A 17,814-nucleotide genomic window follows, 5' to 3' on the forward strand; every position below is an offset into this window, starting at 1 on the left:
ACTCCAAAAAAAGAGTTTTTCTTAAAATAAATTTGCAATTGTGGTAAACCTAGAATACGACCGTAGTGAAGAGATCTTTGAAAATTCATTTATTAGATCTCTCCATTACGTTGCACTTCAGTCGAGATGACGATCACGCTAGGCTTTACCCAATAAAACAATCAGATAAAATAAATAGAAAATACAGATGAAAAAATTACTATTACTTGCCGCTACACTTACCACTACATTTTTCGCGAAAGCACAGGATGAACCAAAAATTAAAGTAACAGGTTATCTTGAGGCTTATTATGGATACGATTTCAACAAACCGGCCGACCATAACCGCCCAGGGTTTATTTATTCACATAACCGTGCAAACGAAGTTAACCTGAACCTTGGATTTATTAAAGCCGTGTACGATACAGGGAATATCCGTGCAAACTTAGCGGTAATGGCTGGAACTTATGCCAATGCCAATCTTGCTGCCGAACCTGGGGTATTAAAAAATATCTTCGAGGCCAATGCAGGCGTAAAATTATCGAAATCAGAGAACCTTTGGATCGACGCCGGAATATTTTCTTCGCATATTGGTTTTGAAGGTGCGGTTTCGAAAGACTGTTGGGTACTCACCAGGAATATTTCTTCAGAGAATACCCCTTATTACGAGTCGGGTGCGAAAGTTACTTATGGTACTAAGGATGGCAAATTTACAGCAACAGCACTTTACCTTAACGGATGGCAGCGCATTAGCCGCCAAAACGGGAATGATAAACCTGCCGGTGGACTGCAACTCACCTGGAAACCGACTGATAAAATCACGGTAAACTACAGCAATTATCTTGGAACAGAAGGTGCTGATTCGGTTAGGGTAAATAGATTTTACCACAACATTTATGGCATCTTTCAACTTACCGATAAATTTGGCGTAACCCTTGGATTCGACTATGGAACCCAGCAGAAACAAAAAGGAAGTGATGATAAAAACGAGGTGATCTCACCCGTAGCAATACTACAATATAAATTTGCACCAAAATGGGCAGTTGCCGGAAGATTCGAATACTATGAAGATAAAAACGGAATTTTTATTGCAACCGGAACGCCAGAAGGTTTTAAAACCAAGGGTTATTCGCTAAATCTTGATTATTCGCCCATAGCAAATGCAGTAATCAGATTGGAAGGAAAAGCCTACGATAGTAAAGATAAAATATTTGCAAGAGAAGGCTCCGCGGTAAATGCGAACGCAGCCCTTACAGCGAGTATAGCGGTTTCGTTTTAGGAAGATTCAGGTCGTCATTCCCAACTTGATTGGGAATCTTAATGCTAATGTATGGTGTGTTAGATTAGCTTCGCTGAGCACTTGGTGGTTCCCGCCTGTGCGGGAATGACGATTACGCTTTAGTTTTGTCATCCTGAGCCTGTCGAAGGACTAACCGAAATGTATGGTAAAGCGTTTCGACAGGCTCAACATGACAGATTAATGATTTTTAATATTAAAAACAATGCATCCTTACATAGAAATATTGTTCAGTCTGTTTTTAGCATTCTTTGGAATGTTAATGATGAGAAAATTAAGCTCATTAAAAAGGAAAAAAACATCTGCCATCAAAAAAAGTTATGCTACGGAAAAATACTTTAAACTGCTTTCCAGAAAGATTTCGCTTAAATTTACGATGGTATTATTTACCCTTGTTATGATTGTTGCCATCACCATATTGATAGAAAAAGGAATAATGACTGTTACCTGGTAAAACATCATGGAAGAAGAACAAAAAGAAGAGTCGGTCAGGCATTTTTTGGATCTGGTTAAAAAATCCAGGCGCGGAAAGCTCAAGATCTATATCGGCATGAGTGCCGGTGTGGGCAAAAGTTACCGGATGCTCCAGGAATCTCATGCGCTGCTGCGGAATGGAGTAGACATTTGTATCGGCTATATTGAAACCCATAAAAGGGCAGAAACAGAAGCCCTTGTTGCAGGTCTTCCAATTATTCCACGAAGGAAAATTTTTTATCGGGGTAAGGAAATCGAAGAGATGGATTTGAAAGGAATTATGAACCGCCATCCTGAGATTGTTATTGTTGATGAACTTGCCCATACCAATGCCGAGGGCAGCAAAAATACCAAACGCTGGCAAGATGTTTTCGACCTGCTCGAAGCAGGGATCAGCGTGATCTCGGCCGTAAATATTCAGCACCTGGAAAGCATCAATGAAGAAATTGAGCAGATTACAGGTATTGCTGTTACCGAACGTATCCCGGATAAGATATTGGAGATAGCCGATGAAATCGTGAACATCGACCTTACCGCTGACGAATTGGTTACCCGCCTTAAAGAAGGCAAAATTTACGATCAATCGAAAATCGAAAGGGCACTTGGCAATTTTTTTCAGTCCGATAAAATTCTTCAGCTGCGCGAACTGGCCTTAAAAGAGGTGGTGCACCAGGTAGAACGGAAAATTCAGACCGAAATCCCAAAATCAATCAAACTTCGGCCCGAACGTTTTTTAGCCTGTATTTCTTCTAATGCCGAGACTGCAGGGGTAGTGATCAGGAAAACAGCAAGATTGGCTTCTTATTACCGATCGCCATGGATTGTGTTGTATGTGCAGAGTGATAGTGAAAGCATGGAGCGTATTAAACTAGACAAACAACGCCATTTGATTAATCATTTTAAACTGGCTACCGAGCTTGGGGCCGAGGTGATCAAAGTAAAGAGTAATGCGATTACCAGAACCATCATCGATATTGCCAATGAGAAAGAAGTTACCACCATTTGCATCGGGAAACCCCATCTTAATATTTTTCAGGTCATTCTGCGTACGGCGGTTTTTAATGGTTTATTGAAAAACCTGGCAATGAAAGACATCGATCTGGTAATTCTCTCTTAAATAACAATGGCTGTCTACATCATTCTCAAATAATCAAAACCATATCCTTTTAAATTGGGTTGAAATAATAGAACCTACTGAAAGCGATATGGAAAAAAACGATACTAAAACACATTTGATTAACGAGATCACCACTACAGGATTACAAACTGCAGCTAAGAAATTGGGCGCTTCGGCAAGTAAGGCACAGATTAGAAAAGGTGTTTCTAAAAACATCAGTTTAATTGATAAATTATTGCGCATTGTGCTGGTTAAAAGTAAAGATTCATCGAAAAGGGTACAAAGCGATATAGAATTTGTTGGCCTGGGGGTTATTGCAGCACATACCTTTTACCGCGGCTTTAAAAAGAAAAAACGATTGTTGATTTTTGAAGGCATTTTTCTCACCGCTGCTCTTGGAGGCGTATTATTGGCCACCCAACTTAAAGCATTAAAACGGCAAATTGCATGATATTTTGGAGTTGCAGAAAGTCGTCATCTCGATCCTAGAGCTATTGGATTAAAAGTAATGAAATGGGAGATCTCAGTAGATTTAGCTTCGCTAAGCACTAACTGGTTTCTAGACTGCGTTACAAGCCGATCGAAATGACGATTTCTTCATTGTGGCTTACACCAATACCGAACCACCATCTACCACAATTACTTGCCCTGTGCCGTATTGTTGTTTCATGGTGTATAAAAATGCCTGCGCAATATCTTCGGCTTCTCCAACGCGCTTTACAGGTAAACGTTCACCTACACCAGCATAGAGGTTATTTCTATCCTCATTGCTCATGCTATTCCACAAATTGGTTTTAACCACACCCGGCGATACCGAATTTATACGTACTGGGGCTAGTTCTACAGCCATTGCACGGGTAAAGCCTTCCATGGCGCCACAAATACTGGCCGCTACGCCCCAGCCGGTACTTGGTCTTGGGCTGGCAATACCTCCTGTTAAATTAATAGAACCGCCTGCCTTAATTTTCTTTGCTGCATATTTAACTGCAGCAAAAGCACCCCAATACCTTAATGTAAAAAACTGACGGGCATCATCGAGGTCAGTTTCATTAATCGTATTCAATACCAGATTTTCGCCTGCGGTATATACCAGGTGATCGAAAGGTTCGACTGAATTAAAAAACTGTTTGATGTTTTCTTCTTTACTCAGATCTACAGCAAAGCCTTTGCAGGTTTCGGGTAAGGATTTTAACGCCTCATTAATCCTGTTTTCATTACCGGAAACAATTATCACTTTTGCACCATCGTGCGCTGCGGCCTGTGCGGTTGCAAAACCTAAGCCTGAGCTTCCACCTAGTATGATCACTGTTTTTCCTTTCAGTGTAAATTCATTTGCTTTTATTTTCATGATGTTGTAAATTGAAGTGCAAATTTTGAGATATCAACGACCAATTCACTTACCAATTGGTAAAAACGGTCTGAGCTTGTATTTTTGTTCAACTCAATTCTGTACCATATATAAATCCCAATGCCGAACAAACTTATCAGCTACCTGAAACTTTACCATCAAATTTCGGCAGCAGAAGAACAGTATATCTTGGAAGCCTTTAATCCCAAAATGTTTAAAGAAGGAGAAGCGCTCTCACAGCCAGGCAGTATTAGTAAAGAACTTTTTTTTATTGTCGATGGCGTACTCCGGATCGTTATCCGAAATGAAAAGGGGAATGAAGTGACCCATTACTTTTTAAAAGAAAATCAATTTTGTACGATATTGAATAGTTTCCAGAAGCAGATACCAGCAGAAGAGTGTATACAAGCTGCCTGCAATTGTGAGGTTTTAGGTATTAACAGAACAACACTTTTGAAACTTTACGAACAGGTACCATATCTTAAAACACTTATTGATCAGATTACACAACAAGCTTTAATAGACAAGATCAATATCCGAAATGCCTATTTGGGGCAGGATTCTGCCAATAGATATAGGTTGTTTGTTGCCCGTCAGGCCGACATTGCCCTACGCGTATCATTAACGGATGTAGCTTCTTATTTGGGCATCACACCACAATCTTTATCCAGGATCAGAAGGCAGATCAATAGTTAGTTATTATCTTCACTTAAACGTTAATCAACTCACAGATCAGGGATACGTTTACGGATAAGAAAATATGTTTATGGGAAGTTGATAAGGGAGGCTATTTTGGCATATCTTGTTTTAAACTGTCCCTGTTCAAAGCAATACCCGAGTCTTGTAGTCTTGCCATTCATTTTAGCATATTACTATGACACTTTTTACCCAAAAAATTGTTCAGTTTGCATAACCCTAGGGCAATAATTATTTATGATAAACATTATTTAAAAAGAAAAAATGGATTTACAGTTAAAGCATAAAACGGCTTTTATAAGCGGCTCTACCGCTGGGATCGGATTCGCAATTGCCGAAAGTTTGTTAAAAGAAGGTGTAAAAGTAATTATCAATGGCCGGTCGCAAAGCAGTGTAGATGAAGCAGTAAAATCGTTGCAAGGTATTGCCGGGAACGAATTTATTTCAGGAATAGCTGCTGATTTTTCGAAAGCCGATGAGGTAAATAACCTGATCGATAAACTTCCAGAGATAGATATACTGATCAATAATGCAGGCATTTTTGAACCTAAAGCTTTTGAAAAGATCAGTGATGAAGATTGGTTTAGGTTTTTCGAAGTTAACGTAATGAGCGGAATCAGATTATCGCGGCAGCTATTCCCTAAAATGTTAAAGAAAAATTGGGGCAGGATTATTTTTATCTCCAGCGAATCGGCAGTGTTTATCCCCGATGAAATGATCCACTATGGCATGACTAAAACTGCACAGCTGGCGGTTAGCCGTGGTTTGGCAGAATTAACCCAAGGTACCGGGGTAACTGTCAATTCAATTTTGCCCGGCCCTACCAAATCAAAAGGGGTAGGTGTTTTTATCGAAGATTTAGCCAAAAATGGAAACATCACTATTGCTGAGGTAGAAGCTGATTTCTTTAAGAATATGCGGCCCACTTCCTTACTGCAACGCTTTCTTGATGTGAGTGAAATTGCAAACGCAGTTACTTTTTATGCAAGTCCGTTAGCTTCAGGAACCAATGGGGCTGCCATTAGGGTAGAAGGCGGTTTGGTGAGATCGATATTGTAGTATGTTATAGCTGATTTGGGCATTTATAAGCATACTAGTGAACTTTTAATTTATCATTTTCAAATGGTAAAAAAAGATTTCTAATAATATTGTCGTGCACAGAAATATTTTTTTACTGCACGTAGGGGTAAGTGTTGTATTTGTTGTCTCATTTTAAAATTAGACAGAAATGAATACAACTTCGACAAAAATTAAAAACGGTTATGCAACAAACATCAACTTCAAAAAAGCATCTGGTGTTAAAGCATTGGGTTTAGCGATATTATTAAGCACAGGTTTAAATGGTTTTGCACAAGAAAGCAAAAAAGGTAAAGTAAATATTGGTTTTGTATACCCGGTAAGCACAAACGGAACGCATGCAACATTAGATACAAATGTATTTTCTTTAAACGCTTTGGTTGGCGTTTCGGCAGCAGAAAAAGGACTCTCATTCGCAGGTCTTTCCAATATCGTGCGTAAAAATGCAAGCGGTACACAGTTTGCCGGTTTTTCTAACCATATCGGTGGCAAAGCAAGTGGGGTACAGTTTGCAGGTTTTATCAATACTTATGGCGGAGGGAATGGGGCTGCAATTGCTGGTTTCGCCAATATCTCAAAAGAAAACAGTGGTGCACAGGTAGCTGGTTTTATGAACTGGACTTCGAAAAATGTTTCTGCCGTGCAGGTTGCAGGTTTTATGAATAAAGCAGGCAATGTAAAAGGATCGCAAATTGCAGGTTTTATCAATGTGGCAAAGAAAGTTAAAGGCGTTCAGTTTGCTGGTTTTATTAACGTGGCCGATAGCAGTGATTATCCAATCGGGATTATCAATATTGTTAAAAACGGCGAAAAAAGCATTGCTTTAACTACCAACCAGAATTTAACGACCATGGCCACATTCAGATCGGGCGGAAAAGTATTATACGGTATTATCGGCGCTGGTTATAACTTTAAAAATAAAGATGAAGTTTATGCTTTCGAAGCTGGTTTAGGTGCTCACTTTTTTCAATCAGAACACTTTAGGTTAAATGCAGAGCTTACCGGGAGTTCATTGCAAAACTTTAAACGGGGCAATTATTTCAAATCTACCTTTCAGTTACTGCCATCGCTTAGGATAGGCCAAAATTTAGAACTTTTTGCAGGCCCATCGTTCAATTTTGTATCAACCAATACCGAAGAGGGAAAAACCCTACAGAAACACGATGTAAAAAGCTGGGATAGGAAAGATAATACCTTACATGCCCTATTTTTAGGCTATACAGGTGGTTTGGCCATTAGTTTTTAAGATAAATGATTGAATGAGTGAGTTTTGAATGATTGAATTTGTGCACCAGCTAACATTCGGTCATTCTATCATTCCATTCTTCAGTCATTCCCTTATTCAAAATTCAATAATTAATAAACATATATATATTTGACTACAATTAAACCAGTGGAATTAACAGTAGCAGCTTCCGAAATTATCCATCAATACCATGATGATGCCGCCTTTGAACATTTGTTCAAAACGCATTACAACGCGCTGCACGCGTATGCTCAGGTGATTTTAAAGGATGAAGATGTTGCTGAGGAAATTGTACAGGGAATGTTCTTAAAGTTTTGGGAAAAAAGAGAAGGCCTTAAAATACAATCTATAAAAGCATACCTCTATAAATGTGTTTACAACGATAGTTTAAACTATATTAAACAGGAAAAAACCAAAAGCAAATACCAGGAATTTACGGTACACACCATGAATACAGAACATGAACCTGCCGCTGCAAAAGTAGAGTTTACAGAACTACAGCAGCATTTAAGAGATGCCCTGAACCATTTACCAGCGCAATGCCGCACCATTTTCCAAATGAGCAGGTTCGAAGAATTGAAATACCGCGAAATTGCCGATCATTTAGGTCTATCAATCAAAACGGTAGAAAACCAGATGGGGAAGGCTTTAAGGATTTTAAGACTAAAACTGGCTGATTTCCTGGTGTTTATTTTACTCGGATTATGGTATTACAACGATTTTTTTAATTAGAAGAAAGCGCATGACTGATGAATTATTGATAAAGGTTCTTCTAAAAGAAAGTTCTATAGAAGAAAATGAAAAGGTAGAAAAGTGGCTAGACGCTGCTGAAGCCAATAAAAAGCATTTTACGCAGTTAGAAACCATCTGGCAGGTAAGCAACACCCTAAAAAATGAAAATAAAAGGAATGAAGAGCAGGCATGGGCAAGTTTTAAGGCGAGAAGAGCAGATTTAAAACCACATGGCAGCAACATTAAGCGGTTAAATGTGGCTAAAGTTTGGCTAAGGATAGCTGCGGTATTGTTTATTGCCGTTGGCGGATGGATGGCATATAGTTTATACGGCCCAGGAAAATATACCGAACTCACCGCTACTTACCAGGTGCGTACCGAAACCTTGCCTGATGGATCGGCGCTGACCTTAAACAAGAATACCAAAATAAGCTATGCCGCTAACTTTAAAAACAACCGAAAACTGAAATTGGAACAAGGTGACGTGTTTTTTGATGTAGCCAAAGATAAAACACACCCTTTTGTAATCGATATCGAACAGATAAGTGTAGAAGTAGTGGGTACCTCCTTCAATATTAAGCATATAAAAAAGGATACTGAAATTAACGTAGAAACCGGAATTGTGAAGGTTCGCATGGCCAATGATGAAATTAAGCTTTATAAGGGCGAAAAAGTCCACATTGACGGCAGTACCCGTAAACTGGTAAAAGAACAAAGCACCGATCAGCTTTATAACTATTATCGTAGCAATCTGTTTCAGGCGAATAACATTGCTTTATCCAAATTCGTGATGACCCTGAATGAGGCTTACGGAAGCAACATCACTTTGGATGAAAAGATTAAAGGTTTAACCATCAATACCACTTTAAAAATGGGGTCGATAAACCAGAACCTTGAAATTATCTGCCAAACCTTAAATTTACAGTTATCCCGTAACGGCAACACCATTTTGTTGTCTGCTAAAAAATAATGAAGACCAGACTAATTATCTTATTGTTCTTTATTTCGGGCTATTGTACTGCACAGGTTACCACAGTCGATTATAGAAGGAATTTATCCAAAGGAGTAAGCTTAAATGTTAAGCAGGAAAAGGTTGGCAATGTTTTGCAGATGATCAGCAAAGCTGGCGGATTCTATTTTTCTTATAATGGTGTGCTGTTCAGGCAGGATAGCCTGGTGTGCCTGAATGTGAAAAATGTTCCGCTGCGCGAGGTTTTAGATCAGCTATTTGATGGTAAGGTAGATTATAAAGAAAATGCCGAATACATTATTCTTCGCTATGCTGTAAATCATTTAACAATAGAAGCAGAGCACATTGCCAATGGCGACAATGAATATGCGATAAGCGGTTACGTGGTTGATACCAGAACAGGCAATAAAGTTAAACAGGCCAGTGTTTATGAAAAAAAACTGCTTCAGGCTACGCTTACAGATAACAATGGTTATTTTACATTGCGTTTTAGAGGCGAGCACAGTGCTGTAATTTTAACAGCAAGTAAAGAAACCTACCGCGATACAGCCCTGGTTTTTCTGGCTGATATCAATATAAAACCTGAGAAATACGAAGATCCGGATAAAGAGAAAGGCGCATTTTTCACCAACACTTTTGGAGGGCGCGGAATATGGCGTTTTTTGCTCTCCTCAAAGCAACGCATCCAAAACCTTAACATACCTGATTTTTTAGCGCAGACACCTTTTCAGGCATCGTTTACCCCTGGCTTAAGTTCGCATGGCAGTATGAGTTCTAGTGTAGTAAACAAGGCATCTTTAAATATACTTGGTGGTTATACTGCCGGAACAAATGGCTTTGAAATAGCGGGTGCGTTTAATTTAACCAAAGGCGATATTAAAAAGATTCAGGTAGCGGGCTTGTTCAATGTAGTGGGCGGATCAGTAAAAGGCACCCAATTTTCGGGCGCCTACAACGATGTAAATATGAATGTAGATGGTTTGCAGGTGGCCGGTTTATTAAATAGGGTAGAAAGTAAGGTTAGAGGAGTACAATTGGCCGGGGTGGGCAATTTTGCGGGCAAAGATGTTAAAGGAGCGCAGGTAGCCGGACTGATTAATGTGAGCAAAAATACCACAGGGGTTCAGCTGGCAGGTGTATTGAATAAAACCTCAGGCCGTTTAAAAGGTATGCAGCTTGCCGGATTGGTAAACCATGCTAAAAACATGGATGGTTTTCAACTGGGCGTGGTAAATCTGGCCGATTCATCATCGGGCATCAGTATCGGGTTGATCAACCTATTCAATAATGGCTACCGTAAGATAACAGTATATAACAACGAGGTAATTAATACCAATATCGCTTTTAAGACCGGAAATGCCAAATTATACACCTTATTAATTGCGGGTAAAAATTTTTCAGATACTGCCCGGGCATTTACTTTTGGATTAGGCCTTGGTCATGATTTTATTTTAAACAAACGTTTTGCTATCGCTGCCGAAGGAACAATCCAATCCATATATCTCGGTAATGTTGAAGAAGCAAACAACCTCTACAGGCTACAGGCATACCTGCAGTTTAACGCTTTATCGAGGCTTGCCATTTTTGCTGGGCCTGCCTATTCATATTACGTGAAGGGAGAAGCCATTTCTGGCGAAAATTATAAAAAGGAATTGGCACCAGCCTGGAGCCATCATTTTAAAAACGGTGCACAAGGTTGGTTAGGTTGGAACTTTGGCCTTACTGTTTCGTTGTAAGCGCAGTGTTTTACTGGGCTTCGTTGTTTGAATTGCGGGGCATTTTCAGTAATATTGATTAAGTTCATTTTGCTTATGCCTTTGAAAATTTATCGTATTTATTTGTTGGTGGGTGTTTTCCTGCTTATCTGTTTTGCCGTTAAGGCTCAAAAACAAGATAGTACGCCACTTGGTGCATTAACAGATAGCACCAAAAAAGGCTTCGTAGCCAAAATGCAGGAATTTGGCCGTAGGTCTGCTATAAAGAGCAAAGGAGAATTCGAAGCCGATAAAGCTATACTGGCGCAGACCAAAATCTTCGATGAAATCAGAACGGTGATGCAAAAAGCAAAAATGTATCTGAAAACAAGTGTGGATACTGTAGGAACAAAAGCCGAATTGGATCAGATAAAGCAAGATTTTATGCTTGCCAAAGATGGTGTTTTTACCAATAAAGGAACAGCTCAAACTTTTAGAAACCTTACTGCTACATCAAAGATTATAAATGAACTGCTTAATAAAGCCAAAGTAAGGAAAACAGGCCTTGATTTGCGGCAACAGGAGCTCAATAATTTTCGTTATCGTTTAGATTCTCTTTCGAGTATGCCCGCACTGTTTAAGTTTCCATCAGATTCTTTAGAATTGATGGGCTACCTAAAAAAAATTGCGGTTGTTGCCTACGAAATAGCACCTATTGATACTGCTCTTAAACGGGCCAGTGGAAATATCCAAACACTTCTCAATCACATCAATTTAGAAGTGTCAAGCCTTCAGATAGGTCTTGATGAAATTGAGGTTTATCAACGTAAAATGGCTTATAATGCTTTTGCACGTGATTTCGGCAATATTTGGGAGCCGGCAGGTTTTTATAGGCCATTTGGCGAAATTTTAAACTTCTCTAAAATAAAAGGCCTGCTTACGCTTGGTTTTTATTCGGAAAACAATTCGGGCAAACTGTTCATATTGTTTGTGTTAATGGTCATTTCGTATATATACCTTCGCTCGCTAAAGCGGATATACACTTCAAGGGAACTTTTAAAAGCGGATTTTGAGGGTCAGCTTGTATTACGTTACCCGCTGGCATCAGCAATATTATTAGTGCTCAGCCTCTTTCAGTTTATCTTTTTATCACCTCCATTTATTCTCAATGTGGTGCTGTGGCTAATCTCGTGTGTTTGCCTCACCATCATTTTTAAAGGATATATTTCAAAATATTGGCTTCGCGTATGGGGCATTATGGTGTTGTTTTTTATTTTGGCTGCTGCTGATAATTTGATTTTGCAAGCTTCCAGAACAGAACGTTGGTTTATATTAATTGCAGCAGTTATAGGTGTAATATCAGGCCTTGTTATCCTGACACAGAAAAAACAGCAGGAGCTCCGGGAGAAATGGATTATGTACGCTATAGGTTTTATGGTTCTGCTCGAGTTATTTGCTGTTTTTGCCAATATATTTGGCCGTTATAACCTTGCAAAAACACTTTTTATTGGTGGCTATCTGAATGTGGTTATCGCTATTCTTTTTTTATGGGTAGTGAGGTTTATAAATGAAGGTTTGTTATTGGCATTTGATGTATATACTGTTCAGGATAAGAAACTTTTCTATCTCAATTTTGAGCGTGTAGGAAAAAAAGCGCCACTTCTACTTTATGTATTGCTGGTATTTGGCTGGTTAATTTTAATGGGCCGTAACTTTCCTGCTTTCGAATACCTTGCAAAACCCCTCGGTAATTTCTTTAGTCAGGATAGAACGATTGGTAATTATACCTTTAGCATTAATGGTTTAGTATTGTTTGTGGCCATAATGGCTATTTCGGTACTGGTATCTAAAATTGTTTCATTCTTCGCCTCTGATGAGCATTTGGCAGTTGATAAAGATAAACATCAGAAACGGGGACTTGGCAGCTGGATTTTATTGGTCAGAATTTTTATCCTGGGCATTGGCTTGTTTTTAGCAATTGCAGCTGCGGGCATTCCAATGGATAGAATTACTATCGTACTTGGAGCACTTGGTGTGGGTATTGGTTTCGGTTTGCAAACACTGGTAAATAACCTGGTAAGCGGGCTGATTATTGCTTTTGAAAAGCCGGTAAATGTTGGCGATATCGTTGATGTTGATGGCCAGGGAGGCACGATGAAATCTATCGGTTTTAGAAGTAGTGTGATTTCTACCTGGGATGGTGCCGATGTGGTAATGCCCAATGGAGATCTTTTAAATTCGCACCTGGTTAATTGGTCGCTGGCCGGTAACCGTAAAAGAGTGGCCATAGTGCTCGGCATTGCCTACGATGCCGATTTAGAGAAATGCAGAAGGGTAATCGGCGAGGTTTTAGACGCAGAACAACGGATAAATAAAAACCCGGGACCATTGGTCCAGTACGAGCAGTTTGGCGCAAGTACCATCGATTTAAAGATTTTTTTCTGGGCGAAACACATTCGCGAGGCCCATGCGATTAGAAGCGATCTGATTGTAGCCATTTCGGAAGCATTTAAAGCCAATAATATTTCCATTCCTTTTCCACGTCAGGATGTACACCTGTATTATCCAGATAAAGAAGGAGAGTTGCCTCAAGCTGAATGAAAATTGTTTTAATTAAGGTAATGGTTTCTTTAAATCTGATTTAAAATTTTAAAAATAAATATTAATGGCGCAACAATTAGAAGTTTGGCAAAGAGGGCCACTGCCTGAAATTATTCCGATGTTACAGCCGGTAGCACATGCCTTATTACAAGCAAGAGAAGAGATCAATGAGTATATGGTCGAATTCCCAATCGAACTGCTTTGGCAACGCCCCGCCGGAATGGCATCTACAGGTTTTCATCTTCAGCATTTAAGTGGAGTGCTTGATCGGGTATTTACTTATGCCAGGGCAGAAGGTCTTTCTGAATTTCAGTTTGCCCAGTTGGCTGAAGAGGGTAAAGATTCGGCAGCGGGATATACCGTGGCAGACCTTGTTAACCGTTTCAACAAACAGGTAGATTTTGCATTAGCGCAGATCAAAAGTACAGATGCAAGCACATTGCCCGATTATAGAGGCGTAGGTCGCGCCGGACTCCCTTCAACTGTTATCGGCTTGTTGTTCCATGCAGCAGAGCATACCATGCGCCATGTAGGGCAATTGATGGTTACTGTAGCCGTAGTGAAGAATTCTAAAGAAGTTTAAAATCACCACTGCCATAGGGTTGTCACTCTACCTGCTAAATTTGCTGCATAGTTTAAATAATTGATGTACAATCTGTTCAGGAAAATTATTTTATGGATTGCGAAATAGCGGAAAACAAAGTAAAGGATATAGAAACTTTTCGTCCAGGCAGCATTGAAGAATGGCGGAACTGGCTGATGGAGCATCACGATTCTAAATCGTCGGTTTGGCTTGTTTATAGCAAGAAGGGATCAGGTTTGCCCAGCATTACCTGGAGCGAAGCTGTAGATGAGGCCCTTTGTTTCGGTTGGATAGACAGTTTAAAAAAGTCGATAGATAGCGACACGTTTATGCAGTTTTTCTGTAAACGGAAAGCCAATAGCGTTTGGTCGAAAATCAACAAGGAAAAAGTAAAGCGCCTGCTGGCACAAAAACTTATCGCAAAAGCAGGTTTGGATACCATTAAAAAAGCCAAACAAAATGGGTCATGGACAGCGTTAGATGCGGTAGAAACACTTAAAATACCTAAAGATTTAGCCTTAGAATTTAAAAACAGTAAAGACGCAAAGATTTTTTTTCTTGGCCTAAGTAAATCTGCTAAGAAAGCCATTCTACAATGGATCGTAATGGCAAAAAAAGCAGAAACCCGGCAAAACAGAATTCTTGAACTTGTAAAATCCTCATCAGAAAACGTATTGCCAAAGCAATTTCTCCGCTAGGGGGCAAACCATCTAAATTAGCTGTTTAATTAAATTACCTACATTTTTAAAATGGATATTACCAAAAGATTTGACCGGATACTACAGATATTTTTTCTATTGCAATCTAAATCCGTAGTCACTACAGATGAATTACAAAAGCGGTTCGAAATCAGTTTAAGAACGATTTACAGGGATTTAAAAGCCCTGGAGATTGCCGGTATTCCGATCGTAAATGAATTAGGATCTGGCTATTCGATTATGGAAGGGTTTAGGCTGCAGCCATCGAGGTTTAGTCAAGAAGAGATTCTCAGTTTAATGGTTGCCGAAAAAGTGATGCAGAAACACGAAACCCAATTTGTTAAAAAACATTTTGAGGCAGCACTTATCAAAATAAAAAGCTCTTTTCAGGTGAATCAAAAAAGAGATTTCCTGCATTTAGAAGATACCATACATCTTAAAAACGACTTAAAATCTAAGGATTATCTGCCCAACATTATCGATGTTTTACTCAACAGCACCTTAAGGAAAAAGATAACCCATATCGATTACCTCAAAAGTGGTGATATTCATACGGTTGGCAGATCTGTTGAACCAATCGGTGTATTCTACGAACACAGTCTTTGGTATCTTTTAGCCTATTGCCATTTAAGAAAAGATTACCGCAATTTTAGATTAGACAGGATTAAAAAAGTTTTAATGCTCGAAGAAAGCTTCACCATTGCACACCCTCCAATTAACGAATTCAGGGATAAAAGTCTATCTGAAAATAGGATGAAAGTCGAAATTAGGGTAGACCGGAAGTATGCCCATTTTCTATATTGGGAACGACAGATTTTCGGATTTACAGGCGAAGAAATTTCGGATGATTTTGTGGTCATGTATTTCGACTGTTCTCTTTCTGAAGTTTCTTTTGTGCGCTGGTTTGTTAAATTTGTTGATGTGGCGGAAATTATAGAACCAGCCCATTTGAATAATGAACTGGTTGAGATAATGGAATCTGGTTTGAAGAGATTAAAAAACAAAGCGGCCATATCATAAATATAGAATTGTCATTCTAAAGGATAATTTATTTTATAAAAATTAATATAAATGACAGGAAATGTTAATGGAGATAAATTGTCTCAAAATATCGTCATTGCGAGAAGGCTTTTTCAGCCGACGAAGCAATCTTTCTAGCAAGGATGGCTAGCAGGAAAGATTGCTTCGTCGTTCCTGCTCGCAATGACGACCACTCTACTGGACGCTGTCAATGGTAGCCTGTCGAAGGATTTATTTAAATACCTCGTAAGGTGTTTCGATAAGCGCTCCGTAGGAGTCTTTTGGACAACATGACAGCATCTGAGGTGAAATAGCCTTGATACAGTCTCTTGCTTTTTTTAGTAACGGTCCCAGAAAAATGGAGGCTCAATACCTAAGGCCCTTAAATACACAAAGCCCTGCCCACGGTGGTGTATTTCGTTATCAATGAAATACAAGAGGTGACTAATGATCGAAAACTCGTATTGCCCGAATAATTTAATGGTTTCGTGCAGCTGATCTTCAGCGATCTGGTTAAAGTATTCCACAATTTTGGGGGTATCTTCATCCCATTTTGTTAGTAGATCTTCCTTGGTATTCAGTGGAAGATCATGACTAAAAGGTGCTGTTTCTCTGGTAACCATTTCTTTTAAACCAGGGACATTAATCGATAACAACTCTTTAATTAATGAAGAAAAAGGCCTCATTCCGCCGATAGAAAATTCGAACAAATCTTTTTCGGGAAATTTTTCAATGGTTTTTCTGGTTAGTTTTCTGTGGCCTAACCAATGCTGTAGTAATTCGCTTTTAGTAATCATAGTTGCTGACATCTTGTTATATTAATTTAATAGAACAAAAATAAGACTGGCCTATGACAGCTGTTTGTCAGTCGAAAAACAGGGTGTTGTTTTTTATTAAAATTTCTGTTTATTTTTTTGAATATGGTAAGCAGACTAACCTTTAAAAGTCATAAAATTTGCAGTTTTAAAGAGACCACAAGTTTCATTTACTTGTCTTGTAATACGGTAGCAGATAAATCTTGTGTTTGGTTGATGTGTTCGCGGTACATATTGCCCCAGTCAGACATCGCATCCAGCATTGGTTTCATGGTACGGCCTAAATCGGTAAGGCGGTATTCTACTCTTGGCGGTACTTCCGGAAAAACAACGCGGGTAATAATCTGATCTTTCTCCAGCTCTCTTAATTGCGCCACCAACATCCGTTCTGATATGCCAATAATGTCTTTTTTAAGCTCGCCATAACGCATGGTACCATAAGAAAGGCGACACAATATAGCGGGTTTCCACCTTCCGCCGATTACCGCCAGCGATGAGGACATGCCACAGCTGTCGATCATCATTTTTTCGTTCAAAGCATTGGTTGATGTTTCTTTTCTCATTTCTTACTTTTTTGTTAGTACCTAACAATTTGCTGCTTACCTGCAAATGTAAAGTATCTCTTTTACTTTAGCAGAAAAATTAAAAATACACATGAAAAAATTAACAGATAAAATTGCGTTGGTAACTGGAGGAAGCCGGGGCATAGGTGCAGCGATTGTAAAAAGATTAGCTGCCGAAGGTGCAAAAGTGGTATTTACATATGCAAATTCACCAGAAAAAGCTTCGGCCGTAGTGACTGAGGTTGAAGCTGCCGGTGGGCTTGCCGTGGCATTAAAAGCAAGCAGTACAATACCAGCTGAAGTAACTGGCGCAGTGGCTAAAACAATTGCCGATTTTGGCCACATAGATATCCTGATCAATAATGCCGGTATTTACATTGGCAAAGCCTTTGAAGAACATACTCTTGAAGATTATAATGAAATTATGGCCGTTAATGTGCAAGCAGTTTTTGTGGCGGCTTTGGCTGCGGTAAAAGGCATGCCCGAAGGTGGTCGGATCATTACCATCGGCAGCAACATGGGCGATAATGCTGTTGGTCCTGAAACCACTCTGTATACCATGAGCAAATCGGCACTTCAGGGTTTTACACGCGGTTTAGCACGCGATCTTGGTGCCCGAAAAATTACGGTAAACCTGATTCAGCCCGGACCAATCAATACTGATATGAATCCCGCAGATGCACCATTGGCTGATTTCTTGAGAACCCGCATGGCTTTGCCAGATTATGGTACGGTAGAAGATATTGCATCATTTGTAAGTTTTATTGCAAGCGAAGAAGCCCGATACATCACTGGCTCGTTTTTAACAATCGACGGTGGGTTGAACGCTTAAAGCGATCGCCAATAAAGCCAGGTTTTGGTCGGGAGGGCAATTCCCGATCAAAATATTGTAAAAAATGGATGA

18 protein-coding genes are annotated in these 17,814 nt (G+C 39.4%); 15 read left to right on the forward strand and 3 right to left on the reverse strand.

The genetic code is table 11. From position 1 onward, the window contains the following. Positions 1 to 187: 187 nt before the first annotated feature. The 4 genes from AC1RJ8_RS13295 to AC1RJ8_RS13310 all read left to right on the forward strand — a co-directional run bounded on the left by AC1RJ8_RS13295 (position 188) and on the right by AC1RJ8_RS13310 (position 3,318). Positions 188 to 1,258 (forward strand): porin, encoded by a 1,071-nt coding sequence (locus AC1RJ8_RS13295; RefSeq protein ID WP_492954220.1) that lies wholly within the window; start codon positions 188 to 190, stop codon positions 1,256 to 1,258. A 223-nt stretch (positions 1,259 to 1,481) separates the two neighbouring features. Next, complete coding sequence (locus AC1RJ8_RS13300; protein ID WP_492954221.1) at positions 1,482 to 1,730, forward strand: hypothetical protein; 249 nt, start codon at positions 1,482 to 1,484, stop codon at positions 1,728 to 1,730. A gap of 6 nt (positions 1,731 to 1,736) precedes the next feature. Further along, positions 1,737 to 2,867 (forward strand): sensor protein KdpD, encoded by a 1,131-nt coding sequence (locus AC1RJ8_RS13305; RefSeq protein WP_492954222.1) that lies wholly within the window; start codon positions 1,737 to 1,739, stop codon positions 2,865 to 2,867. Positions 2,868 to 2,955: 88 nt separating this feature from the next. Continuing rightward, on the forward strand, positions 2,956 to 3,318 hold the full coding sequence (locus tag AC1RJ8_RS13310; protein WP_492954223.1) for a hypothetical protein: 363 nt from the start codon (positions 2,956 to 2,958) through the stop codon (positions 3,316 to 3,318). A gap of 156 nt (positions 3,319 to 3,474) precedes the next feature. Here AC1RJ8_RS13310 and AC1RJ8_RS13315 read toward each other — a convergent pair whose 3' ends face one another. Then, entirely contained in the window at positions 3,475 to 4,215 is a 741-nt protein-coding gene (locus AC1RJ8_RS13315) for an SDR family oxidoreductase (protein WP_492954224.1), read from the reverse strand. Between the two features lie 120 nt (positions 4,216 to 4,335). On the opposite strand from AC1RJ8_RS13315, the gene AC1RJ8_RS13320 reads away from it, so the two are divergent. The 10 genes from AC1RJ8_RS13320 to AC1RJ8_RS13365 all read left to right on the forward strand — a co-directional run bounded on the left by AC1RJ8_RS13320 (position 4,336) and on the right by AC1RJ8_RS13365 (position 15,532). Then, on the forward strand, positions 4,336 to 4,911 hold the full coding sequence (locus AC1RJ8_RS13320; RefSeq protein WP_492954225.1) for a Crp/Fnr family transcriptional regulator: 576 nt from the start codon (positions 4,336 to 4,338) through the stop codon (positions 4,909 to 4,911). A gap of 264 nt (positions 4,912 to 5,175) precedes the next feature. Continuing rightward, on the forward strand, positions 5,176 to 5,970 hold the full coding sequence (locus tag AC1RJ8_RS13325; protein ID WP_492954226.1) for an SDR family NAD(P)-dependent oxidoreductase: 795 nt from the start codon (positions 5,176 to 5,178) through the stop codon (positions 5,968 to 5,970). A gap of 169 nt (positions 5,971 to 6,139) precedes the next feature. Then, on the forward strand, positions 6,140 to 7,234 hold the full coding sequence (locus AC1RJ8_RS13330) for a hypothetical protein (RefSeq protein WP_492954227.1): 1,095 nt from the start codon (positions 6,140 to 6,142) through the stop codon (positions 7,232 to 7,234). Between the two features lie 147 nt (positions 7,235 to 7,381). Further along, positions 7,382 to 7,966, forward strand: a complete 585-nt coding sequence (locus AC1RJ8_RS13335; protein WP_492954228.1) for an RNA polymerase sigma-70 factor — start codon at positions 7,382 to 7,384, stop codon at positions 7,964 to 7,966. A gap of 10 nt (positions 7,967 to 7,976) precedes the next feature. Continuing rightward, a complete protein-coding gene (locus AC1RJ8_RS13340; RefSeq protein ID WP_492954229.1) occupies positions 7,977 to 8,936 on the forward strand; it encodes a FecR family protein in 960 nt (319 codons plus the stop codon). Beyond that, the gene (locus AC1RJ8_RS13345) at positions 8,936 to 10,672 is read left to right on the forward strand and encodes a peptidase associated/transthyretin-like domain-containing protein (protein ID WP_492954230.1); all 1,737 of its coding nucleotides are present in this window, start codon (positions 8,936 to 8,938) and stop codon (positions 10,670 to 10,672) included. Before AC1RJ8_RS13340 ends, AC1RJ8_RS13345 begins: the two co-directional genes overlap by 1 nt. Positions 10,673 to 10,747: 75 nt before the next feature. Further along, positions 10,748 to 13,231, forward strand: a complete 2,484-nt coding sequence (locus AC1RJ8_RS13350; protein WP_492954231.1) for a mechanosensitive ion channel family protein — start codon at positions 10,748 to 10,750, stop codon at positions 13,229 to 13,231. 64 nt (positions 13,232 to 13,295) lie between these two features. Then, positions 13,296 to 13,814 carry a DinB family protein gene (locus tag AC1RJ8_RS13355; protein WP_492954232.1) on the forward strand — a complete coding sequence of 173 codons (519 nt, stop codon included), beginning with the start codon at positions 13,296 to 13,298 and terminating at the stop codon, positions 13,812 to 13,814. Positions 13,815 to 13,906: 92 nt separating this feature from the next. Continuing rightward, a complete protein-coding gene (locus AC1RJ8_RS13360) occupies positions 13,907 to 14,512 on the forward strand; it encodes a YdeI/OmpD-associated family protein (protein ID WP_492954233.1) in 606 nt (201 codons plus the stop codon). A 51-nt stretch (positions 14,513 to 14,563) separates the two neighbouring features. Continuing rightward, positions 14,564 to 15,532 (forward strand): helix-turn-helix transcriptional regulator, encoded by a 969-nt coding sequence (locus AC1RJ8_RS13365; protein ID WP_492954234.1) that lies wholly within the window; start codon positions 14,564 to 14,566, stop codon positions 15,530 to 15,532. 338 nt (positions 15,533 to 15,870) lie between these two features. Here AC1RJ8_RS13365 and AC1RJ8_RS13370 read toward each other — a convergent pair whose 3' ends face one another. Both AC1RJ8_RS13370 and AC1RJ8_RS13375 read right to left on the reverse strand, forming a co-directional pair. Then, positions 15,871 to 16,329 carry a DinB family protein gene (locus tag AC1RJ8_RS13370; RefSeq protein WP_492954235.1) on the reverse strand — a complete coding sequence of 153 codons (459 nt, stop codon included), beginning with the start codon at positions 16,327 to 16,329 and terminating at the stop codon, positions 15,871 to 15,873. A gap of 188 nt (positions 16,330 to 16,517) precedes the next feature. Further along, positions 16,518 to 16,910, reverse strand: a complete 393-nt coding sequence (locus AC1RJ8_RS13375) for a winged helix-turn-helix transcriptional regulator (protein ID WP_492954236.1) — start codon at positions 16,908 to 16,910, stop codon at positions 16,518 to 16,520. Positions 16,911 to 17,001: 91 nt separating this feature from the next. On the opposite strand from AC1RJ8_RS13375, the gene AC1RJ8_RS13380 reads away from it, so the two are divergent. Next, positions 17,002 to 17,742: an SDR family NAD(P)-dependent oxidoreductase gene (locus tag AC1RJ8_RS13380; protein WP_492954237.1), complete on the forward strand. Its 741-nt coding sequence runs from the start codon at positions 17,002 to 17,004 to the stop codon at positions 17,740 to 17,742. Positions 17,743 to 17,814: the final 72 nt, after the last annotated feature.

The sequence above is a fragment of the Pedobacter sp. GW822-FHT03F06 genome (assembly GCF_058801365.1).